Source organism: Streptomyces sp. NBC_01439, from assembly GCF_036227605.1.
GTDB lineage: Bacteria > Actinomycetota > Actinomycetes > Streptomycetales > Streptomycetaceae > Streptomyces.
In genome coordinates this window covers 7,069,387-7,091,946 of sequence record NZ_CP109487.1, presented here as the reverse complement: position 1 = coordinate 7,091,946, position 22,560 = coordinate 7,069,387, and the positions used below count along the sequence as shown (strand labels likewise).

The following is a 22,560-nucleotide window of genomic DNA, read 5'->3' as shown; positions in this document are numbered from 1 at the left end:
GCACGGGCACGGGCACGGGCACGGTCATCGGGCTTCCCCGGCGAACGGGAGGACGGCCCGCAGGCGCCACCGGTCCCCGTGCGGGCCTGCCTCGACGCTGCCGCCGAGCAGAGCGGCCCGTTCCGCGGCGCCGCGCAGTCCGCGGCCCCCGGTGGTGCGGGCCTCCCGGTCCTCGGCGGGTGCCGCCGGTGGATTGGTCATGGTGATCTCCAGTTCACGGTGTGCGGGGTCCGGGCCGGCCTGGATACGGATCCTCAGATCCACCGGGCCCGCGCCGTGCCGCAGGGCGTTGGTGAGTCCCTCCTGGACGATCCGGTACGCCTCGCGGGAGGCGATCGCCGGGAGGGCGGTCCAGTCCCCGGCGGGTCCGGGGTCCTGGTGCGCGGTGACAGTGGTGCCGGCGACCCGGGTGCGGGCCAGTAGTCCGTCCAGGTCGGCGGCGAGGGTGGGCGCGGGTGCGGCGTCCGCCCGGTCCGGGTTCCCGTCCCGCAGCAGGCCCAGTACGGCGTCGAGCTCGCCCACCGTCCGCCGCGTGGTGTCCTCGATCGCGGCCAGCGCCTCCCGTACGAAGTCGGGGTCGCGCTCCAGCATCCGCCGGGCGGCGGCGGCCTGGAGGGTGACGGCGCTCAGGGCGTGACCGACCGCGTCGTGCAGCTCCCGGGCCAGCCGGTTGCGCAGGACCAGATCGGCGGCCCGCTCCTCGGCCGCGGCCAACCGGTCCGCCGCCGTGGGCCCCAGCAGTACGGGCGCCACCCTGGCCAGCAGCTCCCCGGCCCCGACCGCACACAGGGTGAGCCCGGCCAGCAGGCCGATCCCGAGCAGGGGGGCCATGTACGTCTCGACGCCCGTGTTGAACCACCCGAAGCCCAGCCGGACTTCGCGCAGGCCGCTCACGAACGGCAGCACGATCAGCACCAGCGCCATGGGCGGCACCGCCAGGGTCATCCCGCTGACCAGCGCTCCGACCCCCAGGTGCAGGGTCCACCAGGCCGATGCCCGACCCCGCGCGGCCCAGGACCGCGCCGGCCCTTCGGCGAGCCGCTCCCCCGGCACCCCGCACATGGCCCGGACGGCGGTCACCGACAGCGGCCGGACCAGCCCGTAGATCCCGGTGGCGGCGGCCATGGGCAGGGCCGCCGCGTAGGCGGCGAGGGACAGGGGCAGAGAGGAGAGGGCGTTGGTTCCGCCGGCCGCCGAGCCGACTCCCACCGAGGCCAAGAGGAAGTACGGCATCAGCAGGGCGCCGCCGAGGATCTGGTGGACCCACCGCAGCCGGGCCCGCGCCCCCAGCAGCCGGCCCGGGCCGACGCGCATCAGCTCTCGCGTCGGGATATGAGGAACCGGGTGAGAACGGCGGTGGCGAGCATTCCCGTGACCATCTGGCCAGCGTAGATCAACTGCACGGCGGTGGACGGTCCTTCACCGTGGCCCAGCTGCGGCCCCAGCGAAGCGTTCAGCATCCAGGCCCCCCACGCCAGGGTCGCGGCGGCACCGACCCAGGTGAGCCCGAGCGGCCACCGTGCCCGGAGCGCCCCGCCACGGGCCAGGAGCAGTGCTCCCGCTCCCGCGGCGAGCGCGCAGATCGCGTGGGCCACGGACCCAACGGCGCTCTCCGCCGAATACGACTCGGCCCGCTCTGCGCTCAACCCGGCGGTGCCACCGAAGGCCCAGTAGAGGAACAACGCGGTCAGCACCAGGGCGCCCGAGGCCGCGGCTGCCGCCACCACCCCCGTGGGCGACGGCAGCCGCTCTCCCACCACGCCCTGCCACCGCCGGCCCCAGCGCCGACGCGCATAGGGGACGAACAGCGCGGCCAGGGCGAGTCCTTGGATGGTGAATCCCGTGTACACGACGACGAAGACCCAGGAGTCCAGGAAGGGCTCCCGCGCGGCCACCACCTCCGGGCCGTCCCCGAAGCCCAGTGCCCGTACGAGCAGTTGGCCCGGAAATCCGAGGAGTATCGGGGTCAGCAGGCCCGTGGCGGTGAACACCGGAACGGTCAGCATCCAGGCGGGCGTTCTCAGCCCCCAGGGTCTGGTGAGCACCAGGACGAGCAGGATCACGCACGCGTCCATGGCCAGCGTGACGGCATTGGCCACCGTGAGGAACGGGCCGGCCTCCAGCAGCACGCTGCCGTCCGGTATCCCGATCCGGCTGCCGGACAGCCAGGCGGCCTTGAGCACCAGATACGGCGCCGTGGCCACCAGGGCCACCGCCGCGAGGACGTGCCTCCAGGCCCCGGGCACGGGGCCGGGGGCGGGGGCGGGGGTGGGGGTGGGGGTGGGGGTGGGGGCGGCCCCGGGGGAGGGTGTCGGGGCGGAGGACTGCGGTGCGTTCTTCGCTTGAGCGTCTCGTGTGGTCATGCCCCAACGGTCCCGTGCGCGGCGGCCCGCCACCTCCCCCTCAATGGGGAACCGCCTCCCCCACGTGGGGGAGGAAACAGCCGTCCCCGCGGCACCGCACGCACTCCCGCGCGCACTCCCGCACGCGCCGTACCACGCACCACGCACCACGCACCACGCACCGTCACATCCGGCGCGTGACCACCGACAGTCGGTCCCGCGCCTCGAACAGCGCCGCCTTGATGACCTGCTCGTGCTCCCCCGTCAACCGGGCCACCGGCACCGAGCAGCTCACCGCGTCCCGCGCCGGCGTCCGGTACGGCACGGCCACCCCGAAGCAGCGCAGCCCGAGCGTGTTCTCCTCCCGGTCCAGCGCGTACCCCTGCTCCCGCACCAGCGCCAACTCCTCGATGAGCTGCTCCCGGTCGGTGATGGTGTGCTCGGTGACCGCCTCCAGCCGCCGCGGCAGCAGCGCCCGTACCTCCGCGTCCGAGTGCGTGGCGAGCAGCGCCTTGCCGAGTGCCGTCGAGTGCACGGGCAGCCGCCGCCCGACCCGGGTGAAGGGCCGCAGGTAGTGCTGGGACTGCCGGGTGGCGAGGTAGACCACGCTCGTCCCGTCCAGCCTGGCCAGGTGAATGGTCTCCGTCGTGTCGTCGGAGAGCCGGTCCAGGGTGGGCCGGGCCGCGGCGACCACCTCGTCGCCGTCGATGTACGAACTGCCGACCAGCAGGGCCCGTACGCCGATGCCGTACCGGGTGCCCGTCGCGTCCGTCTCCACCCACCCCAGGTTCACCAGCGTACGCAGCAGCATGTAGAGGCTGGACTTCGGCAGGGAGAGGTCGTTCTGGATGTCGGCCAGGCTGTGCAGCCCCGGCCGCGCCGCGAAGTGCTCCAGCAGCAGGACGGTCCGCACCGCCGATTTGACCGGCGCCGCCTGGGCGGGGATCCCCGACTCGGTCGTCGTCATACGCCTGCTTCCCCTCTGATCGCCTCTTGTCACGCCGAGGACGCGGAAATAGAGTCCACAGCAGATGTGATCATTCATCCACCGGAACCGCGTTCAGAATACTGAACGATCCAGGAGGCAGTGGGCCATGACAACGACACCAGTCTGGAGTGTGGACCCCCGCACCGGGAAGCAGCGCGAACAGGTTGCGGTGGAGGCCACACCCGGCGAGGTGGACGAAGCCGTACGGGCCGCCCACGCCGCCCGCGGCCCGCTCGCCGACCCCACCGTGCGCGCCGCCTTCCTGCGCGCCGCCGCCGCGCTGCTGGACGAGGCCGCCGCCCACGTGATCGAGGCCGCCGACGCCGAGACCGCGCTCGGTCCGGGCCGGCTCACCGGTGAACTGGCCCGCACCACCGGCCAACTGCGCGCCTTCGCCGACGCCGTGGACGCCGGGGCCTACCTCGACATCCGGATCGACCGCGCCGCCCCCTCCCTCAGCCCGCCGCGCCCCGAACTGCGCCGCTACAAGGTCCCGCTGGGCGTGGTCGCGGTCTACGCCGCCTCCAACTTCCCGCTCGCCTTCTCCGTCCCCGGCGGGGACACCGCGAGCGCGCTGGCCGCCGGCTGCCCGGTGGTCGTCAAGGCTCACCCCGACCACCCCGCCACCTCCGAGCTGTGCGCCTCGCTGCTGCGCCGGGCCGCGGCCCTGACCGGGCTCCCGGCCGAGGTGGTGAGCGTGGTCCACGGGTTCGACGCCGGTCTGGAACTGATCCGCCACCCGCTGGTGGCGGCCGCCGGATTCACCGGTTCCATCCGGGGCGGGCGGGCCCTGTTCGACGCGGCGGCCGCCCGGCCCGTACCCATCCCCTTCCACGGTGAACTGGGCTCCCTCAACCCGGTCGTGGTCACGCCGGCCGCGGCCGCCGAACGCGCCGAGGAGATCGGCGCCGGGCTCGCGGGCTCGGTCACCCTCGGCGTCGGCCAGTTCTGCGTGAAGCCCGGCCTGGTGCTGGTCCCCGAGGGCGCGGACGGCGACCGGGTCACCGGCGAGCTCACCAAGGCGCTCGGGGAGACCGAGCCCGGGGTGCTGCTCGACCACCGGATGCGGGAGAACTTCGTCGCCGGGGTGCGCGAGCGGGCCGCGCTGCCCGGCGTCGACGCGCCCGTGACCCCGGGGTCCGGCGGCGAGCACACCGTCGGGGCGGGCTACCTGACCGTACCGGCCGGACACCTCCTGGAGGGCGGCGCCTACGACGTCCTGCTGGAGGAGTGCTTCGGTCCGGTCACCGTCGTCGTGCGGTACGCCGACCAGGCCGAGGCGGGCGCGGTCCTGGGGCTCCTCGGCGGGAACCTGAGCGCCACCCTCCAGCTGTCGGCCGCCGAGACCGAGGGCGCGCCCGGCCCGGCCGCCGAACTGATCGGGCAGGTCACCGGGCTGGCGGGGCGGATCGTGGTCAACGGCTGGCCGACCGGGGTCGCGGTGGCACCGGCCCAGCACCACGGCGGCCCCTACCCGGCGGCCACCTCGCACTCCACTTCGGTGGGCGGGACCGCGATCGAGCGCTGGCTGCGGCCGGTGGCCTACCAGTCCGTGCCGGACGCCCTCCTTCCGGCGGAGCTGCGCGAGTCCAACCCGCTGGGGCTGCCGCGTCAGGTCACCGGGGGCTGAGCGGGCACCGGGCGGTCCGGTATGCCGGCGGGCGGCATGCCCCACGACCCGCCGGAACACCGGACCGCCGCCGGATCGCCGGGACCGCCGGAACACCCGACCGCCCGACCGCCCGACAAGTTCGGCAAGGAGCGCGTCGCGCGCAGCCACCCGCGCAATCAGGACTGAAGCGTCCCGAAATATCCCGCGAGGGTAAGGGAACGGCAAAGCACCTCCGGTCGTTCTCCGGGCATGACCGCTATGACCCCTGGATCCAACCTGCCGCTCAACGCCGTCCGCGTGACGGTCGACGTGGCTGCGCCGGTACGGCTCGACGTATCGGCCCTGCTCCTGACGGCGGACGGCAAGGTGCGCTCCGACGCCGACTTCATCTTCTTCAACCAGCCCTCCGGTCCCGGTGTCAGCTACCGGTCCGGCGGGGGTGCGGCACCGGACTCGATCACCGTGGACACGGCCGCGCTGCCCCCGGGCATCGAGCGGATCGTGGTCACCGCCAGCCCCGACGCCGCCGGGCAGTCCTTCCAGGGCATCGAACCCACCGGCACCGTGCGCAACGCCGACGGCGGCGCGGTGATTGCCTCCTTCACCCCGCCGCGGCTGGGCACCGAAACCGCGCTCGTCGTGGTCGAGGTCTACCAGCGCGGCGGCGTGTGGAAGGTGCGCGCGGTCGGCCAGGGGTACGCCAACGGCCTCGCGGGCATCGCCACCGACTTCGGGGTCTCCGTGGACGAGGAGCCCGCGGCGCCCCAGGCCGTGACCCCGCCCGCGCCGCCCGCGCCCCCCGCGCCCCCGGCCCCGCCGGTCTCCTACCCGGCCTCCCCCTGGCTCGGCGGCGCCACCACGCCCGCGGCTCCCGCCCCGGCCGCCCCCGTGGCCCCTCCCGCACCCGCGGCGGCCGCGCCCGGCTCCGGGAAGATCAACCTCGACAAAGGGCGGGTCAGCCTCCAGAAGAACCAGACCGTTTCCCTCGTCAAGGGCGGCCGCCCGCTGCTCTCCCAGGTCAAGATGGGGCTGGGCTGGGAGCCGGCCTTCCGCGGCAAGGACATCGACCTCGACGCCTCCGTCATCGTGTACGGCCCCCAGCGCAACCACATCGACAGCTGCTACTTCGGCAAGCTGTCCATCCTCGGCGGTGCCGTCAAGCACTCCGGTGACAACCTCACCGGTGAGGGCGCGGGCGACGACGAGGTGATCGTCGTGGACCTCGGCCGGATCCCCGCCGACGCCACCGGTCTGGTGTTCACGGTCAATTCCTTCTCCGGCCAGAAGTTCACCGAGGTGGCCAAGGCCTACTGCCGTCTCATCGACGCGGCGAGCGGCGAAGAGCTGGTGCGCTTCGACCTGACGAGCGCCGAACCCCAGACCGGCGTGATGATGGCCAAGCTGATCAAGCAGTTCTCCGGCGAGTGGGAGATGACCGCCATGGGCGACTTTGTGAAGTCGCGCACAGTGCGCGGCATGGTCAAGCCCGCCGCACAGGCACTCTGAGCAGGTGGGCGGGCACGTGCGGCCACCGGTACGCGTTCCGGGTGATGGATGCCACGCGTAATCCGTAGGTGGCTGTCAGTGCCCGCCCGTAGCCTTGAAACCATGCACGAGTCACTCAATCCCGCGGGGCCCGCCCGCCCGTCCGCCGCCGAGGCGAACGAGGCGATCCGGCGCCTCGTCGAGACCCAGGTGGACGGCGAGTGGCCCTCGGAGGCGTACGAGTTCCTGCTCGCCGAGTGGGCCGAGGCCTCGCGCGCTGAGATTTCCCCGGCCCTGTAGGCGCCACGTGCGCCCTCGCGCCGCCGACGTAGACGCCGACGTCTACGTCAGTGCCCGCGCCGCCACGGCCCGGTAATGGCCAGCATGATGCCCGGGTCCTGGATGTTGGCGTACAGCGTGCGCCCGTCCGGGGAGAAGCAGACACCGGTGAATTCGGAGTACTCCGGCGCCTCGGCCGACCCGTTGTTCAGCTCGTTGCGCGCCAGCGGGTAGGTGCGTCCCGAGGCCGTCGCGCCGAACAGGTGCTGCAGCCCCGAGCCGTCCTCCGCGATGATCAGGCCGCCGTACGGGGACACGGTGATGTTGTCGGGGCCGTCGTAGCCGCCGTCGACCGACGGGTCGGCGTTGATCCCGATGAGGACGGTGAGCCGGACCGTGCGCCGCTTGGGGTCGTAGAACCAGACCTGACCGTCGTGGGCCGCGCCCGGGCTCTCCTCACGGGCGTAGGACGAGACGAAGTACGCGCCGCCGTCCGCCCACCACATGCCCTCCAGCTTGCGCCCGCGCGTCACCACACCGTCCGCGAACTGCTTGCGCACCGGTACGGTCCGGGCATCGCGGTCGGGGACGTCCACCCAGTCGACCCCGTACACGGTGCCGATCTTCGTGGCGCGCGAGAAGTCGTCGACGAACCGGCCGGAACTGTCGATGCACTTGGCGGCCTGGAGCACGCCTGCGTCGGCCGCGAGCGTACGGAGCTTGCCGCGCCCGTGGTGGAAGCCGCGGGGCGGGGTCCAGCGGTAGAGCAGCCCGTTGGGGCCGGAGGCGTCCTCGGTGAGGTAGGCGTGGCCCTGGCGCGGGTCGATGACCACGGCCTCGTGGTCGTAGCGCCCGAAGGCCTTGACCGGCCGCGGGTCACGGTTGGCGCGCCGGTCGTGCGGGTCGACCTCGAAGACGTAGCCGTGGTCCTTCGTCATGCCGTTCTTGCCGGCCAGGTCCGAGTTCTCCTCACAGGTCAGCCAGGTGCCCCAGGGGGTGGCACCGCCCGCACAGTTGGTCGACGTACCGGCGATGCCCACCCATTCGGCGACCTCGCCGCCGCGCCGGACCTCCACGACCGTGCACCCGCCGGCCGCGGCCGGATCGTAGACGAGGCCCTCGGTGAGCGGGACCGGGCGGGCCCAGTTCTCCCGCTTGCCCTTGAGCTCGTGGTTGTTGACGAGGAGGGTGACCCCGCGGTGGCCCTCGAAGGCGGCGGTCCCGTCGTGGTTGGACGGGGTGGTCTCACCGGAGTCCAGCTCGGTGACCCCGCTGTGCGTGATGACGCGGTACGTGAACCCTGCGGGCAGGGCCAGCAGTCCGGCCGGGTCGGGGACGAGCGGGCCGTAGCCGGGCTCGCAGGGCCGTCCCTGCTCGTCGCGTCCGGTGCCGTCCTCGGCGGCGAGCGCCCCCGGGGCGGTGGCGAGGGCGCCGACCGTCCCGGTGAGCGCGACTCCCGCTCCGGCGATGACGGTACGAGCGGTGAAGTCTCTACGGCTGAGCGGCATCGGGGCTCCTGGGGTGGGGAGGTGGTGCGCCTGTCGTGCGGTCGTCGGCGCACACGCTCTCGCCCGCACGTGAACGGCGGCTGAACTACCCACCAAGAGGAACCGACCCCTTGCCCAGCCCCGGAATGGCCAACTCCGGCCCCAGGAACGGCGCATTGTCACCACCCCCCGGGCATCCTCCCGGGCATCCTCCCGGGCGCCCGCCCCGGTCTGCGGTCAGGGGCCCTGGTTCTGCCAGGCTGCGCACGTGGAAGAACTCATAGGAATGCAGAAGCCGGTACGCAGGATCCTTGACCCCGACGAGGCGATCGCCGCCCTGGAGCGCGCCGTTCCCGGGTTGGTGGAGCTCCGTCGGAGGGAACGGGCGGTTTTCGACTGGCACACGGTCGAGGAGAGGATCGGAACGGCTCTGCCGTCCGACTTCAAGGCGCTCGCCGAGTGGTATCCGGCCTTTGAACTGGGCGACTTCCTGGGTCTTTCCTCCCCTTTGCCCGGGACGGAAAGCGCCCGCGCCACGGCGTGGGCCAGGGAGCTCGAAGGAGAGGGACCCGAGCTGCGTCCCGCCGAGCTCGCCTCGACGGTCCTGATGCTCTGGGGGGACTCGAAGGAAGGCGACGACTTCTTCTGGAGCGTGCTCGGGGACGATCCGGACCGTTGGCCCGTCACCATCAGCTCGCACAACAGCGCCTGGTGGCACTACGAGGCCGGAATGGTCCAGTTCCTGGCGGAGCTCTGCGACGGAACCCTGGATCCCTGGGCGCTCCCCCCGGTCCAGCCCGAACTCACCGGCTGGGGCGTTGCGGGCGGCGGCTGGCACACGACGGTCTGAGTCGTCCCTGCCGGACCGTGCCGGGCGGTGCGGGCCCGGCCGGATCCGACGGCGACGACCCGGGGACCCGACCACGCGGGAACCCGACGACCCGGGAACCCGGGAACCCGACGACCCGGGCACCCGGCGATCAGGACGGACGGGAGCGGGCCTTGAAGGCGGCCTTGCGGGCTTCCTTGGCCGACTTCTTGTCCGGGTGCAGCCGGCCCATCGCCTCCAGGACGTACGCCGTCGCCGGGTGTTCCACCCGCCACACCTCCTCGAAGAAGCCCGCGTGATGAGCGGTCAGACCCGCCATCAGGAGCGGCAACTCCTCCGTCTCCCCGTCGGCGGCGAGCTGCGCCGCGATCGTGTCCACGGTGAGCCAGAACACCATCTCCGGGTCCGGCGCCGGTACGTCGCTCACCCCGCGCTCCGCCAGCCAGACCCGGGCGAGTCCGCCGAGCTCCGGGTCGTCCAGCACCGAGCGGAACGCGGGCTCGGCCTCCGCTCCGGCGGGGGCCAGTGCCTGCTGGCACCGGAGCCGGCGCAGCGGGCCGCCCTCGTCGTCCCCGCGGGCGGCGGCCAGCAGCTCGGCGGCCGCGGCGGGCAGTTCCCGGCCGGCCAGCCAGTGCTCGATCTCGGCCTGGGCGGCGTTCTCGGAGTAGGCGGAGACCGCGTCGAGGAGTGCGTCGGCGCCCTTCTCGGCCAGTTCGCCGACGGCGGGGGCATCGACCCCGGCCTCCAGCATCCGGGCCCGGATCCCGTACAGGCCGAGGGGGGTCAGGCGGACCATCCCGTAGCGGGAGACCTCCTCGTCGTCCACGGCGCTCGCGGTCGCCGGCTCCAGCGGTCCGTCGACCTCCGCCATGAGCGCCTCGTCGACGGGCCGGAACTCCACCAGCCCGATCGGCTCCAACTGCCGGAACTGGTCGTCGAGGCGCATCATCGCGTCCGAGACCTGTTCCAGTACGGCGTCGGTGGGCTCGCCCATGCCGTCGGGCACGACCATCGACGCGGCGAGCACCGGCAGCGGAACCGGCTCGTCCGCGGCCCTCTCCTCGGTAACGGTGAGCAGGTAGAGGTTGGCGAGGACCTCGTCGAGGAGGTCCGCCTCGCGCCCCGGGTTCCAGTCCAGCCGGTCGAAGTCGATCTCGCCGCCCGCGTCCAGCGCGTCGACCAGGTCGTCCAGGTCGGGCACCGCCGCGTCGGCGAGCACCGTGTCCAGCGCCGCCAGCCAGAGGTCGAGTACGTCGCCGGGCGCACCGCTCGTCACCAGCGCGAGGTCCTCACCCGGCGCGGCCGTGCCGAAGCGCTCCTCGTCGCCCTCCCCGCCGCCGTCCTCCGGCTCGGTCACGTCGACCAGACCGGTGTCCACGGCCACCCGCCAGGCCTGGCTCGCGTACCCGACGGAGTCCGCGTCGGCGGCGTCGAGGCCGAGCACTGCGGCGGCCCCGGGCAGCTGGTCGGTGGCGAGCTCTCCGCCGACGCCGATGCGGGTGTCGGGTCCGGCCCAGCGGGCGAGCCGTACGGCGCGCGCGAACAGCGGGGCGCCGAGGGCGTCGCGGGCCAGCTCCGCATCGGAGTGCAGCCGTACGGGCGGCAGCGTGGGGTGCGAGTCAGCGGACATGGGGCGGTTCTCCTCGCGGACGCGGTGGGGCGGGGTGAGACGGCGTGGGACTCGGGATGAAACGGGGTGGGACTCGGGGCGAAACGGGGTGGGACGGGGTACGGCGGAGTGTGGCGTTGGTGACACGGGCCGCGCTGCCGGTCGGACCGTCATGTGCGCCCGGATTTCGCTGACATGGCCGACATGACGGGGCAGTGCGGGCACGCGGATGTGGCGCAGATGACAGGCGTGGCCTTCGTACGGCGCTCCAGCCTAGACGCATTTCGGGCGCGTCCGGCGGGCCATCCCCTTTGGTTCATCCCACAGTCAGCTGTCGTCTTCCCTGGAGGGCTTGACAACTTTGCTGGCCACACAGGAAATTGACGCGCGTAGATGTACAGGGAGCGGCATGCCTCCCGCAGATCTCACTGCCGCACCCCCCACCATTTCCCTCTCCCACACCGGAGTTCCCGCCCATGCGCTCCTCGCATCCCCGTTCCGCCGCCGTCGCGGCCCTCGTCGCCACCGCACTGGCCACCGGCCTGCTCGCGGGCTCCGCCGACGCGGCCGAAGGCGCCGTGTCCGCCGATCCGATACGCATCCACGACATTCAGGGCACCACCCGGATATCCCCGCTCAACGGCAAGCAGGTCACGGACGTCGAGGGCATCGTGACGGGCGTGCGCGCGTACGGCTCGCGCGGCTTCTGGATCCAGGACCCGAACGCCGATGACAACGACGCCACCAGCGAGGGCGTCTTCGTCTTCACCAACGCCGTCCCGACCGTCGCCGCGGGCGACGCGGTCAAGGTCTCCGGCACCGTCGGCGAGTACGTCCCCGGCGGCGTGAACTCCGGCAACCAGTCGGTGACCCAGATCTCCAAGCCGACGGTGACCGTGGTCTCCTCCGGCAACGCGCTGCCCGAGGCCACCGCGATCAACGAGTACTCGGTGCCCGCCGAGTACGCCCCGGCCGGCGACCCGGCCGCCGCCGGCAGCATCAACGGCCTGACCCTGGAGCCCTCGCGCTACGCACTCGACCACTACGAGTCGCTGGAGGGCATGAACGTCAAGATCGGCACCTCCCGCGTGGTCGGCGCCACCGACCCGTACTCGGAGCTGTGGGTCACGGTGAAGGGCTGGGAGAACACCGCCAAGCGCGGCGGCACCATCTACGGCTCCTACGAGTCCCAGAACACCGGCCGCCTGCAGATCCAGCAGCTCGCGCCCATCGCGCAGCAGCCCTTCCCGGTGGCCAATGTCGGCGACCGGCTGACCGGCACCACCGAAGGCCCGCTGGACTTCAACCAGTTCGGCGGCTACACGCTGGTGGCCCGCACCCTCGGTACCGTCAAGGCGGGCACCCTCGCCCCCGAGAAGACCAAGCCGCAGGCCGAGCAGGAGCTCGCGGTGGCCACGTACAACGTCGAGAACCTCGACCCGACCGACCCCCAGGAGAAGTTCGACGCGCTGGCGAAGGCGGTCGTGGAGAACCTGGCTTCCCCCGACGTCCTCGCCCTGGAGGAGATCCAGGACGACAACGGCGCCAAGAACGACGGCACCGTCTCGGCCGAGCAGACCCTCACCAAGTTCACCTCGGCGATCTCGGCCGCCGGCGGCCCGGCCTACCAGTGGCGGACCGTCAACCCGGAGGACAAGAAGGACGGCGGCGAGCCCGGCGGCAACATCCGGCAGGTGTTCCTCTTCAACCCGGCGCGGGTCTCCTTCACCGAGCGCGCCCCGGGTGACGCGGTGACCGCGACCGGCGTGACCAAGGTGAACGGCAAGGCCGCCCTGACCCACTCCCCCGGCCGCGTCGACCCGGCCAACCCGGCGTGGGCGGACAGCCGCAAGCCGCTGGCGGGCGAGTTCGTCTTCCGCGGCAAGACGGTCTTCGTGATCGCCAACCACTTCGGCTCCAAGGGCGGCGACGAGGGCCTGACCTCGCACCACCAGCCGCCGGTCCGTTCCTCGGAGACCAAGCGACTGCTCCAGGCGCAGGCCGTGAACGGTTTCGTGAAGCAGATCCTCGCGGAGGACAAGAACGCCAACGTCCTCGTCCTCGGCGACATCAACGACTTCGAGTTCTCGGCGACGACGGACGCGCTGGCGGACGGCGGGGCGCTGTACCCGGCGATCAAGTCGCTGCCGAAGGCCGAGCGCTACTCGTACGTCTACCAGGGCAACGCGCAGGTGCTGGACCAGATCCTGACCAGCCCGGCGATCAAGAAGTTCACGTACGACAGCGTGCACATCAACGCGGAGTTCGCGGCGCAGAACAGCGACCACGACCCGCAGGTGCTGCGCTTCCGCCCGTAACCCTTCGGGGTCCGCAGGCGTAGGGGGTCCGGCCGCTGTCCCGGCCGGGCCCCCTGCCACAATCCCGCCATGATCTTCCGTGAGGCCACCCGCCAGGACCTGCCCGCCGTACTCGCCCTGCTCGCCGACGAGGACTCGGTCCTCGACCCGGCCCAGATCGTGATCGGCGAGGCGCACGAGCGGGCCTTCGCCGCGATAGGGGCGGACCCGCGCAACGAGATGCTGGTCCTCACGGACGGGGCGGACGGGGCGGACGGAGCGCGCGAGGCGGGCGAGGTCGTCCTCGGCTGCCTCCAGCTCACCTACGTCCCGGGCCTGGGCCAGGACGGGCAGGAACGGGCACTGGTGGAAGCGGTACGGATCCGCGCGGACCGGCGGGGCGCGGGACTCGGCGCCGAACTGGTACGGCTCGCCGTCGAGCGGGCCCGCGGGCGCGGCTGCGGCCTGGTCCAGCTGACCAGCAACAAGCGTCGGACGGCCGCGCACCGGTTCTACGAGCGACTGGGCTTCGCACGCAGCCACGAGGGCTTCAAGCTGCACCTGGAGCCGTAACCGCGCCTTCCCGGACAAGCTAGGGACTTTCGACCCTGGCGTGACGCTCGACACATCCGTACCGAATCGGCCGGTTGTGGTGGTTGAGTATTTCCACGCACGATCTTGTTACCGGCCCGTACCGAACGCACTCCCGGAGGATCCTCGTGTTGCCCTCCATCCCCCTCGCTCAGGAAATCGGCCTCGCCGTCCTGCTCATGGGCGCGATCGTCTGGTTCACCGGCCTCCGCCACATGCGGGAGAACAGCAGTTTCCCCCGCTCGGGTCCCGCCGCCGGGGGCCTGCCGATGATCCCGACCCAGCGCGGCTCCGCCGCGCACCCGATGGAGTCGGTGGAGCTGACCGAGGCGGAGAAGCAGGCCTTTGCGGGCCTGGTCCGCACGATCTCCCTGCCCTGAGCGCCCGCGGGAACGGGCTGGGCGCGGCGGTGGCAGAGTTGGCGCCGGTCCGCGTGCGGTGGGCTTCCACGGCGGTGCGGCGCGTACCCGAGGTCGTCGAGGGCCTCGGCCCCTGACGACGTGCCGGCGGCCGGCTGCCGGCGACCCGACTCGTGGCCCGCAGAACGCGAAGAGCGCCCTCCCCGAACCGTGGAAGGGCGCTCTTCGACGTGACACCGTGGCAGGGCGTCAGTTGTGGCTGTGCAGGACCTCGTTCAGGCCGCCCCAGGCCGCCTTGTACGGGCGGGCCTCGACGGCGCCGGTCACCGAGTTGCGGCGGAAGAGGATGTTGTTGGCGCCGGAGAGCTCCAGGGCCTTGACGATCTGGCCGTCCGGCAGGGTCACGCGGGTGCCCGCGGTCACGTAGAGGCCGGCCTCCACGACGCACTCGTCGCCCAGCGCGATGCCCACGCCCGCCTCGGCGCCGATCAGGGTGCGCTCGCCGATCGAGATGATCTGCTTGCCGCCGCCCGAGAGGGTGCCCATGGTGGAGGCGCCGCCGCCGATGTCGGAGCCGTCGCCGACCACCACTCCCGCGGAGATGCGGCCCTCGACCATGGAGGTGCCGAGGGTACCGGCGTTGAAGTTGACGAAGCCCTCGTGCATGACGGTGGTGCCCTCGGCGAGGTGCGCGCCGAGGCGGACGCGGTCCGCGTCGGCGATGCGCACGCCCTTGGGGGCGACGTAGTCCGTCATCCGCGGGAACTTGTCGATCGAGGTGACCTGGAGGTGCAGGCCCTCGGCGCGCGCGTTGAGGCGGACGGTCTCGACCTGGTCGATCGCGACCGGGCCCAGCGAGGTCCAGGCGACGTTGGCCAGCAGCCCGAAGACGCCGTCGAGGTTCTGGCCGTGCGGCTTGACCAGGCGGTGGCTGAGCAGGTGCAGGCGCAGGTACGCGTCGTGCGCGTCCAGCGGCTTGTCCTCCAGGGAGGAGATGACCGTGCGGACGGCTACGACCTCGACGCCACGGACCGCGTCCGTGCGGATCGCCTTGGCCGCGGCGGCGCCCAGCAGCTCCACGGCCTGGTCGGCGGTGAGGCGCTCGGTGCCGGCCGGGCCGGGCTCGGCGACCAGCTCGGGGGCGGGGAACCAGGTGTCGAGGACGGTGCCGTCGGCGGTGAGGGTGGCAAGTCCGGCGGCGACGGCGCCGGTGGTACGCGTAGCAGTCATATCCGAAACCTAACCGGCGACGGCCTTCGGTTGCGAACCGGTCTCATGTGCCGGTCGTGCGGGTCGCGCCGCGTGCCGGGCCTGGCGGGCGTGCGCCCCCAGCAGCGCCGCGCCCGCCCCTGCCGCCAGCACCGCGCAGAGCGGCCACAGCAGCCATGGCGCCGCCGAGTACAGGGCTCCGCCGAGCGGTGGGCCGAGGACGACCCCGCTGACCGAGACGCCCGCGTACAGGCTCTGGAACCGCCCGATGGCGTGCTCGGGTGCCTGGTCGGCCATGTGGGCGGTGGCGGTGGTCTTGTAGAGGATCTCCCCGAGGCTCAGCAGGACCATCATCGCCACGGCGCTCGCGACCCCGGCCCCGAACAGCAGCGCCGCGTAGGCGGCCCCGACGAGCAGCATGCCGGTGCCGATGACGGGCAGGGCCGGCCGCTCGCGCAGGGCGACGGCGGCGGGCAGTTCCAGCAGCAGGATCACCCCTCCGTTCAGGGCGATGACGAGCCCGAAGGCGCGGGCGTCCAGGCCGTGCTCGCCGAGGAAGACGGCGAAGGTGGAGTACTGCTGGCGGTAGACGACGTCGGTCACCAGGATCGCGCCGAGCAGCACCAGCACGGTGGGGCGGGCGCGCAGTTCGTGCCACAGGCCCCGTTCGCCGCGGCCCGGACCCCCGTCCTGGGCCGCGGCGAGTGAGCGGGGAGCGCCGCGGGCCGGGACGACCCGCGCGGTCCAGAGGGCGAAGACGAGCGTGCCGACGCCGTCGCCGACGAAGAGCCAGTCGTAGGAGAGGCCGGTGGCGATCAGGGCACCCAGCGGCGGCCCGAGGGTGAATCCGCCGTTGGAGGCGCAGCGCACGAGGGCGAAGGCCTGGCGGCGGGCTCCCTCCGGGACGGTGACCGCGACGAGCGCGGAGTTGGCGGCCCGGACCACGCCGGAGGCGTACTGGGCCACGGGCAGGGCCGCGTAGAGGAGCGGCAGCGGGAGCAGGGGGAGGGCCACGAGCACCAAACCCCCGAGGGCGGATGCGGCGAGGAGCACCCGGCGGTGGCCGAAGCGGTCGCCGTACCAGCCGCCGGTGAAATTGCCGGCGACCAGGCCGATGCCCGCGATTCCGGTGACGAGGCCCGCCTGGGCGGCGCCGAGTTCGCGCGGGCCGGTCAGGTAGAGGAAGACGAAGACGAACGTGAAGCTGACGACGGCGTTGACGAAGCCCCCCGCAGCCAGCAGCCACACGACCCTCGGTATGTCCTTGAACCCCTGCAGCACACCTGTGTCCCCCTGATCCCATGAGTAAGTTCCCTTTGGGAACGGACTATGTCAGCATGGCAGCCTTGGGTCAACGGACGAAGGAGTTCCCATGGCCCAGCGCACACACCTCGGCGACGCGGACTGCGCCATCGCCCAGGCCCTCGATGTGGTGGGCGACTGGTGGACGCTGCTGATCGTGCGGGACGCCGCGCGGGGTCTGCACCGCTTCGACGAGCTCCAGCGCGAGTTGGGGATGTCCCGCAAGGTGCTGGCGGAACGGCTGAAACTGCTCGTCGAGGCCGGGGTGCTGTCGCGCGAGCCGTACCAGGAACGCCCGGTGCGGCACGAGTACCGGCTGACCCCGCGCGGGCGGGGGCTACTGCCCGTCCTGGTGGCCCTCCAGGACTGGGGAGACACCTGGGTCCTGGGAGAGGGAGAGATGACGGCGACGACCGACGAGGCCTCGCGCGAGGCGGAACGCGTGCACGCGCTGCGCGGCGCGCAGGTGCCCCCGCTGCTGCTGCCGGACCGTTTCGGCGAGCTGAGCGACCCGGTGGCGGACACCCCGTTCACGGTCCTGTACTGCTTCCCGGGTGCGTACGCGCGCGCCGAGTCCTACCCGCCCGGCTGGGCCGGGATCCCGGGTGCCCGGGGCTGCACGTTCGAGTCGTGCACCTACCGCGACCAGCTCGCGGAATTCACCGCGGCCGGCGCCACCGTGCACGGGGTGTCGACCCAGCGCCCGGACGAGCAGCGGGAGTTCGCGGAGCAGGAGCGGCTGCGGTTCCCGCTCCTGTCGGACGCGGATCTGGCGCTGACGGCCGCGCTGCGCCTTCCGACGTTCCGCGCGGCGGGCACGAGCCGGATCAAGCGGCTGACGCTCGTCATCGACCGCGACCGCACGGTCCGCGAGGTGATCTACCCGATCCAGGACATCGAGGCGAGCGTGCAGACCGCTCTCGCGGCGGTACGCTCCGCGGGCTGAACGGGCCGGGCCGGGGCCGGACAGCCGGGCCGAGCTCGGGCATTCGGAGGAGCCGAACGGCAACGGCGCGCCTACGACGGCCGCAGCACCCGCCCCAGGACCTCGCGGGCGTACTCCTCGTCGTACGCGGCCCCCGTCAGCAGGGCCTGCAAGCCGATCCCGTCCATGGCCGCCACCAGCGCCCGCGCGGTCACCGGATCGGTCCGCGGGGTCAGCGCCGCAGACACCGCCTCGCACCACTGCGCCGCCACTGGTCGCAGTGCCGGGCGGCGCAGGGCCGCGAGGTAGAGCTCGTACTCCAGCTCGACCCGGCCCCGGTCCCCCGCCAGGAACTCCCCGAGCAGGCGGGCCAGGACCCCGGCGAGGTCCGCGTCGGGGTCGGCCAGCGCGGCCGAGCGCGCCACCGCCTGGGCGAAGCCCTCGTTGGCCTGGCGCAGGGCGGCGACCAGCAGGTCGTCCAGCGTCTTGAAGTGGTACGTCGTCGACCCGAGCGGCACGTCGGCCTCCGCGGCGACGCTGCGGTGGGTCAGCCCCGCGATGCCCCGATCTCCGACCACCCGCAGCGCCGCGTCGACGATCCGCTGCCGCCGGTCCGGGTCGTAGCGCCGCACACCGGGGCTCATCAGTGGGCCCCGCCGAGGTTCAGCAGGACCACGCCGCCGATCACCAGGGCGATGCCGGCGATCTTGGCGGCGGTGGCCGCCTCCCCCAGGAACACCATGCCTATGGCGGCGATCGCGGCGGTGCCGACGCCCGCCCATATGGCGTACGCCGTGCCGACCGACATCGACTTCAGCGTCTGCGCGAGCAGGGTGAAGGCGATGGCATAGCCCAGCAGTGTGCCCAGCGACGGCCACAGCTTCGTGAAGCCGTCGCTGTACTTCATGGCGGTGGTTCCGGCGACCTCTGCGGCAATGGCCGCGGCAAGCATGACGTAAGGCATGCGTACAACTGTACACATCAATGCGTACGCGCGTACACAAGCGAACCGGATATGGCCCGTCATGCCCCTGACATGCTGGGATACGGTGTGCGTTCCATGGGGGAACGAGCAGACGGAGCGGACGCATGACGCAGAGCGCAGGGTGGGGATCCACGGGGGCACCGGGGTCAAGATGGCCAGGAGGCCCGGGTGGCACGCCGCAGTGGGGAGGATGGGCTCCGCCGCCCCCGCCGCAGCCCGGGGTGATGCCCCTGCGGCCCCTGGGCCTCGGGGACATCGTGAGCGCCTCGTTCGCCACGCTCGGCCGCCACTGGAAGCAGCTGCTCGGCGTGATGCTGGCCGTGCAGGGCATCTGCCTGCTGGCCATGGCCCTGCTGGCGGGCATCGCCGTCGCCGCGGTGTACGACCACATCGAGCCGGTTCTCGACCCGCCCTACGGCCGGCCCCCGTCGGCCGAGCACCTCACACCGTTCCTCGTCGCGGCGGTCACGCTGTTCGTGCTGCTGCTCGCCGTGGGGCTGCTGGGCATGGCGATGCTCACCGCCCTGTGCCCGGCGGTCCTCCGCGAGGCGGTCAGGGGCCGGCCCACGACCTTCCGCGCGATGTGGGACACGGCCCTGCGGCGGACGCCCGCCGTCCTGGGCGCGCTGGCGCTCACGGGGCTGATCGCCGGCGCCCCGGTGCTCGCCGCCCTCGCGGTGTGGATCCCGGTGATGATCGCCTCCACCTCCGGCGGCGACCCGTCACCCGGGGCGATGCTCCTCCTGCCCGTGCTCATGCTGCTCGCCCTGCCGGTGGCCGTGTGGCTCGGCACCCGGCTCAGCCTCGCCCCCGCCGCGGCGGTCATGGAGGAGGCCGGCCCGGTCATCGCGCTGCGCCGCTCGGCCGCACTGGTCAAGGGCCAGTGGTGGCGGATCTTCGGCATCTCCCTGGTCGGCAGCATGATCGGGATGAGCGTCGCCTACCTGATCCAGATGCCCTTCCAGCTCATCGGCATGTTCGGGATGCTCCCGCTCATGGTCGAGGGGGGCGAGGGAGCCACCCCGTCGGCAGGCACGATCGTCGGCCTCGTGTTCTGCTTCGCGTGCCTGCTGGTCGGCGGCGGCGTGAGCCAGATGTTCCAGACCGGGTACACCCAGCTGGTCAACGATCTGCTCTACGTGGACCAGCGGATCCGGCGTGAGGACCTCGCCTCCGCCATCCTCGCCGAGGCCGCCGCGCAGACCCCCGGCACCGTCCCCACGGCCGCCCCCGCACCGGCACCCGGACCCGCACCCGCGGACACGCACCCGGCCCATCCGGACCCGCGGCCGAACGGTCAGGCGGACACCTGAGCAGCCGGACGAAGCCTCCGGTCCCGGCCGGACCACACGAGGAAGGGCCCCCGGCACGATGCCGGGGGCCCTTCCTCGTTCACGACGGCTCAGACGTTGAAGCCGAGCGCGCGGAGCTGCTCGCGGCCGTCGTCCGTGATCTTGTCCGGGCCCCACGGCGGCATCCAGACCCAGTTGATGCGAAGTTCGCTGACGATGCCGTCCGTCGCCGACTTCGCCTGGTCCTCGATGACGTCCGTCAGCGGGCAGGCCGCCGAGGTCAGGGTCATGTCGAGGGTGGCGATGTTCGCGTCGTCGATGTGGATGCCGTAGATCAGGCCCAGGTTGACGACGTCGATGCCCAGCTCGGGGTCGACCACGTCGTAGAGGGCCTCGCGGACCTCCTCCTCGGTGGCCGGCTTGATCGACGCCTCGGGCGTCGCGTTCTCGGTCATGCCGTCTCCCTCTCCGCGCCGCCCAGAGCCTGGGCCGTCGCGTCCTTCCACGCCATCCAGCTCAGCAGAGCACACTTCACACGAGCCGGGTACTTCGAGACGCCGACGAACGCGACCGCGTCCTCCAGCACCTCCTCCATGGCCTCGTCGGGCTCGATCTTGCCCTTGGACTGCATCATCTCCAGGAAGACTGCCTGGATCTTCTGCGCCTCGGCCAGTTCCTTGCCCACGAGCAGCTCGTTCAGTACGGACGCGCTGGCCTGGCTGATGGAGCAGCCCTGGCCCTCGTAGGAGACGTCGGTCAACGTCTCGCCGTCGTACTTCACGCGCAGCGTGATCTCGTCACCGCACGTCGGGTTGACGTGGTGCACCTCGGCGTCGCCGTCGCGCAGGCCGCGCCCGTGCGGGTGCTTGTAGTGGTCCAGGATCAGTTCCTGGTACATCGAATCCAGCTTCACTGCGCCCTCGTCGCCTCGTCCGTCAGCCGAAGAAGTTCCGTACGTGCTCCAGCCCGTCGATCAGCGCATCGACATCGGCCGGAGAGGAGTACAGGTAGAAAGACGCTCGCGTCGTCGCAGGAATTCCGTAGCGCAGGCAGACGGGGCGCGCGCAGTGGTGTCCCACGCGGACCGCGATGCCCTGCTCGTCCAGTACCTGACCGACGTCGTGCGGGTGGATGTCACCCAGGACGAAGGAGATCGCGGCGCCGCGGTCCTCGGCCGTGGTGGGGCCGATGATCCGCAGGTCGGGCACCTCTGCGAGGCGCTTGATCGCGTACTCGGTGATCGCGTGCTCGTGCGCTGCGATCTTGTCCATGCCGATCGCGGTCAGGTAGTCCACGGCCGCGCCGAGGCCGACGGCCTGGGCGATCGGGGGCGTACCCGCCTCGAACTTGTGGGGTGCCGGGGCGTAGGTCGAGGCGTGCATCGACACGGTCTCGATCATCTCGCCGCCGCCGAGGAACGGAGGCAGGTCCTCCAGGAGCTCCTGGCGGCCCCAGAGGACGCCGATGCCGGTCGGGCCGCACATCTTGTGGCCGGTGAAGGCCACGAAGTCGGCGCCGAGCGCCTGCACGTCCAGCGGCATGTGCGGGGCGGCCTGGGAGGCGTCGATCAGTACGAGTGCGCCGACGTCCTGGGCGCGCCGGACGATCGCCTCGACCGGGTTGACCGTGCCCATGATGTTGGAGACCAGCGTGAAGGAGACGATCTTCGTCTTCTCCGTGATGACCTCTTCGATGTTGGACAGGTCGAGCCGGCCGTCGTCGGTGAGGCCGAACCACTTCAGCTTCGCGCCGGTGCGCTGCGCCAGCAGCTGCCACGGCACGATGTTGGAGTGGTGCTCCATCTCCGTGATGGCGATCTCGGTCTCGCGGTCGACCCGGTAGGGCTCGTCCGCCCAACCGAGCATGTTCGCGACCAGGTTGAGCGACTCGGAGGCGTTCTTGGTGAAGATCACCTCGTCGCGGCTCGGTGCGTTGATGAAGGCGGCGACCTTGTCGCGGGCGCCCTCGTACAGCGCCGTGGCCTCCTCGGCGAGCACGTGCACGCCACGGTGGACGTTGGCGTTGTGCTGCTCGTAGTACTCGTTCAGCGCGTCGAGCACCTGGCGCGGCTTCTGCGAGGTCGCCGCGTTGTCCAGGTAAACGATCTTCTTCCCGTCGTGGACCACACGATCCAGCAGGGGGAAGTCCTTGCGGATCGCCTCGATGTCGAGGAGGCCAGGCAGCTGTGTCACGCGGTCGCGCCACCCTTCACGTACTTGTCGTAGCCCTCGGCCTCCAGCTGGTCGGCGAGCTCGGCGCCACCGGACTCGGCGATGCGGCCGTTCGCGAACACGTGCACGAAGTCGGGCTTGATGTAGCGCAGGATGCGCGTGTAGTGGGTGATCAGCAGGGTGCCGACCTCACCGGTCTCGCGGACGCGGTTGACGCCCTCGGAGACGATCCGCAGCGCGTCGACGTCGAGGCCGGAGTCGGTCTCGTCGAGGATCGCGATCTTCGGCTTGAGGAGCTCCAGCTGAAGGATCTCGTGGCGCTTCTTCTCGCCGCCGGAGAAGCCCTCGTTGACGTTGCGCTCGGCGAAGGCCGGGTCCATCTGGAGCTGCTCCATCGCGGACTTGACCTCCTTCACCCAGGTGCGCAGCTTGGGGGCCTCACCGCGGATGGCGGTGGCGGAGGTGCGCAGGAAGTTGGAGACCGAGACGCCGGGGACCTCGACCGGGTACTGCATGGCGAGGAAGAGGCCGGCGCGGGCGCGCTCGTCGACGGACATCTCGAGGACGTCCTCGCCGTCGAGGGTCACGGTGCCACCGGTGATGGTGTACTTCGGGTGACCGGCGAGCGAGTACGCCAGGGTGGACTTGCCGGAGCCGTTCGGACCCATGATGGCGTGCGTCTCACCCTGCTTGACGGTGAGGTCGACGCCCTTGAGGATCTCGCGGGAGCCACTCGCCGAGTCGCCGGTCTCGACGGAGACGTGCAGGTCGTGGATTTCAAGCGTTGCCATGGATACC

23 protein-coding genes are annotated in these 22,560 nt (G+C 72.0%); 10 read left to right on the top strand and 13 right to left on the bottom strand.

All coding sequences use genetic code 11. From position 1 onward, the window contains the following. Window positions 1-24: 24 nt before the first annotated feature. From OG207_RS32265 to OG207_RS32255, 3 genes are all read right to left on the bottom strand, one after another. Window positions 25-1,314, bottom strand: coding sequence for a sensor histidine kinase (locus OG207_RS32265; protein WP_329103362.1), 1,290 nt, complete (start codon window positions 1,312-1,314; stop codon window positions 25-27). Further along, window positions 1,314-2,363: a hypothetical protein gene (locus tag OG207_RS32260; RefSeq protein ID WP_329103360.1), complete on the bottom strand. Its 1,050-nt coding sequence runs from the start codon at window positions 2,361-2,363 to the stop codon at window positions 1,314-1,316. The genes OG207_RS32265 and OG207_RS32260 overlap by 1 nt, the downstream gene beginning before the upstream one ends. A 163-nt stretch (window positions 2,364-2,526) precedes the next feature. Next, window positions 2,527-3,309: an IclR family transcriptional regulator gene (locus OG207_RS32255; protein WP_030012952.1), complete on the bottom strand. Its 783-nt coding sequence runs from the start codon at window positions 3,307-3,309 to the stop codon at window positions 2,527-2,529. 127 nt (window positions 3,310-3,436) lie between these two features. On the opposite strand from OG207_RS32255, the gene OG207_RS32250 reads away from it, so the two are divergent. The 4 genes from OG207_RS32250 (at window position 3,437) to OG207_RS32235 (ending at window position 6,727) form a co-directional block, all read left to right on the top strand. After that, on the top strand, window positions 3,437-4,960 hold the full coding sequence (locus tag OG207_RS32250) for an aldehyde dehydrogenase (NADP(+)) (RefSeq protein ID WP_329103356.1): 1,524 nt from the start codon (window positions 3,437-3,439) through the stop codon (window positions 4,958-4,960). Between the two features lie 36 nt (window positions 4,961-4,996). Continuing rightward, window positions 4,997-5,128 carry a hypothetical protein gene (locus OG207_RS32245; protein ID WP_329103355.1) on the top strand — a complete coding sequence of 44 codons (132 nt, stop codon included), beginning with the start codon at window positions 4,997-4,999 and terminating at the stop codon, window positions 5,126-5,128. Window positions 5,129-5,200: 72 nt separating this feature from the next. Continuing rightward, window positions 5,201-6,448 (top strand): TerD family protein, encoded by a 1,248-nt coding sequence (locus OG207_RS32240; RefSeq protein WP_329103353.1) that lies wholly within the window; start codon window positions 5,201-5,203, stop codon window positions 6,446-6,448. 102 nt (window positions 6,449-6,550) lie between these two features. Beyond that, a complete protein-coding gene (locus OG207_RS32235; protein ID WP_329103351.1) occupies window positions 6,551-6,727 on the top strand; it encodes a hypothetical protein in 177 nt (58 codons plus the stop codon). Between the two features lie 47 nt (window positions 6,728-6,774). Here the strand turns inward: OG207_RS32235 and OG207_RS32230 are convergent, their stop codons facing one another. Next, window positions 6,775-8,214, bottom strand: coding sequence for an alkaline phosphatase PhoX (locus OG207_RS32230; RefSeq protein WP_329103349.1), 1,440 nt, complete (start codon window positions 8,212-8,214; stop codon window positions 6,775-6,777). 247 nt (window positions 8,215-8,461) lie between these two features. On the opposite strand from OG207_RS32230, the gene OG207_RS32225 reads away from it, so the two are divergent. Then, window positions 8,462-9,043, top strand: a complete 582-nt coding sequence (locus OG207_RS32225; RefSeq protein ID WP_329103347.1) for a hypothetical protein — start codon at window positions 8,462-8,464, stop codon at window positions 9,041-9,043. Window positions 9,044-9,173: 130 nt separating this feature from the next. Here the strand turns inward: OG207_RS32225 and OG207_RS32220 are convergent, their stop codons facing one another. Then, complete coding sequence (locus OG207_RS32220; RefSeq protein WP_329103345.1) at window positions 9,174-10,652, bottom strand: hypothetical protein; 1,479 nt, start codon at window positions 10,650-10,652, stop codon at window positions 9,174-9,176. Between the two features lie 455 nt (window positions 10,653-11,107). Here OG207_RS32220 and OG207_RS32215 point away from each other — a divergent pair, with 455 nt between their 5' ends. From OG207_RS32215 to OG207_RS32205, 3 genes are all read left to right on the top strand, one after another. Next, window positions 11,108-12,949, top strand: coding sequence for an endonuclease/exonuclease/phosphatase family protein (locus OG207_RS32215; RefSeq protein WP_329103343.1), 1,842 nt, complete (start codon window positions 11,108-11,110; stop codon window positions 12,947-12,949). Window positions 12,950-13,018: 69 nt separating this feature from the next. After that, entirely contained in the window at window positions 13,019-13,501 is a 483-nt protein-coding gene (locus OG207_RS32210) for a GNAT family N-acetyltransferase (protein WP_329103341.1), read from the top strand. 146 nt (window positions 13,502-13,647) lie between these two features. Then, window positions 13,648-13,899: a hypothetical protein gene (locus OG207_RS32205; RefSeq protein WP_329103339.1), complete on the top strand. Its 252-nt coding sequence runs from the start codon at window positions 13,648-13,650 to the stop codon at window positions 13,897-13,899. A 228-nt stretch (window positions 13,900-14,127) separates the two neighbouring features. Here the strand turns inward: OG207_RS32205 and dapD are convergent, their stop codons facing one another. Together dapD and OG207_RS32195 are read right to left on the bottom strand one after the other, a co-directional pair. Beyond that, window positions 14,128-15,108, bottom strand: a complete 981-nt coding sequence (gene dapD / locus OG207_RS32200) for a 2,3,4,5-tetrahydropyridine-2,6-dicarboxylate N-succinyltransferase (protein WP_329103337.1) — start codon at window positions 15,106-15,108, stop codon at window positions 14,128-14,130. Between the two features lie 9 nt (window positions 15,109-15,117). Beyond that, a complete protein-coding gene (locus OG207_RS32195) occupies window positions 15,118-16,365 on the bottom strand; it encodes an MFS transporter (protein WP_329108051.1) in 1,248 nt (415 codons plus the stop codon). A gap of 94 nt (window positions 16,366-16,459) precedes the next feature. Here OG207_RS32195 and OG207_RS32190 point away from each other — a divergent pair, with 94 nt between their 5' ends. Then, entirely contained in the window at window positions 16,460-17,335 is an 876-nt protein-coding gene (locus OG207_RS32190; protein WP_329103335.1) for a winged helix-turn-helix transcriptional regulator, read from the top strand. A 71-nt stretch (window positions 17,336-17,406) separates the two neighbouring features. Here OG207_RS32190 and OG207_RS32185 read toward each other — a convergent pair whose 3' ends face one another. Together OG207_RS32185 and OG207_RS32180 are read right to left on the bottom strand one after the other, a co-directional pair. Continuing rightward, entirely contained in the window at window positions 17,407-17,958 is a 552-nt protein-coding gene (locus OG207_RS32185) for a TetR/AcrR family transcriptional regulator (protein ID WP_329103333.1), read from the bottom strand. Next, window positions 17,958-18,278, bottom strand: a complete 321-nt coding sequence (locus OG207_RS32180; RefSeq protein ID WP_030720338.1) for a DMT family transporter — start codon at window positions 18,276-18,278, stop codon at window positions 17,958-17,960. Before OG207_RS32180 ends, OG207_RS32185 begins: the two co-directional genes overlap by 1 nt. Before the next feature lie 245 nt (window positions 18,279-18,523). On the opposite strand from OG207_RS32180, the gene OG207_RS32175 reads away from it, so the two are divergent. Further along, on the top strand, window positions 18,524-19,612 hold the full coding sequence (locus tag OG207_RS32175) for an oxidoreductase (protein WP_329103331.1): 1,089 nt from the start codon (window positions 18,524-18,526) through the stop codon (window positions 19,610-19,612). An 89-nt stretch (window positions 19,613-19,701) separates the two neighbouring features. Here OG207_RS32175 and OG207_RS32170 read toward each other — a convergent pair whose 3' ends face one another. From OG207_RS32170 to sufC, 4 genes are read right to left on the bottom strand one after another with little or no spacing between them, the layout of a single operon-like run. Next, window positions 19,702-20,046 (bottom strand): metal-sulfur cluster assembly factor, encoded by a 345-nt coding sequence (locus OG207_RS32170; protein WP_030009139.1) that lies wholly within the window; start codon window positions 20,044-20,046, stop codon window positions 19,702-19,704. After that, window positions 20,043-20,504 (bottom strand): Fe-S cluster assembly sulfur transfer protein SufU, encoded by a 462-nt coding sequence (gene sufU, locus OG207_RS32165; RefSeq protein ID WP_150256905.1) that lies wholly within the window; start codon window positions 20,502-20,504, stop codon window positions 20,043-20,045. The genes OG207_RS32170 and sufU overlap by 4 nt, the downstream gene beginning before the upstream one ends. A gap of 22 nt (window positions 20,505-20,526) precedes the next feature. Next, window positions 20,527-21,783 carry a cysteine desulfurase gene (locus OG207_RS32160; RefSeq protein WP_031149087.1) on the bottom strand — a complete coding sequence of 419 codons (1,257 nt, stop codon included), beginning with the start codon at window positions 21,781-21,783 and terminating at the stop codon, window positions 20,527-20,529. Continuing rightward, window positions 21,780-22,553, bottom strand: coding sequence for a Fe-S cluster assembly ATPase SufC (gene sufC / locus OG207_RS32155; RefSeq protein WP_329103328.1), 774 nt, complete (start codon window positions 22,551-22,553; stop codon window positions 21,780-21,782). Before sufC ends, OG207_RS32160 begins: the two co-directional genes overlap by 4 nt. Window positions 22,554-22,560 lie beyond the last annotated feature (7 nt).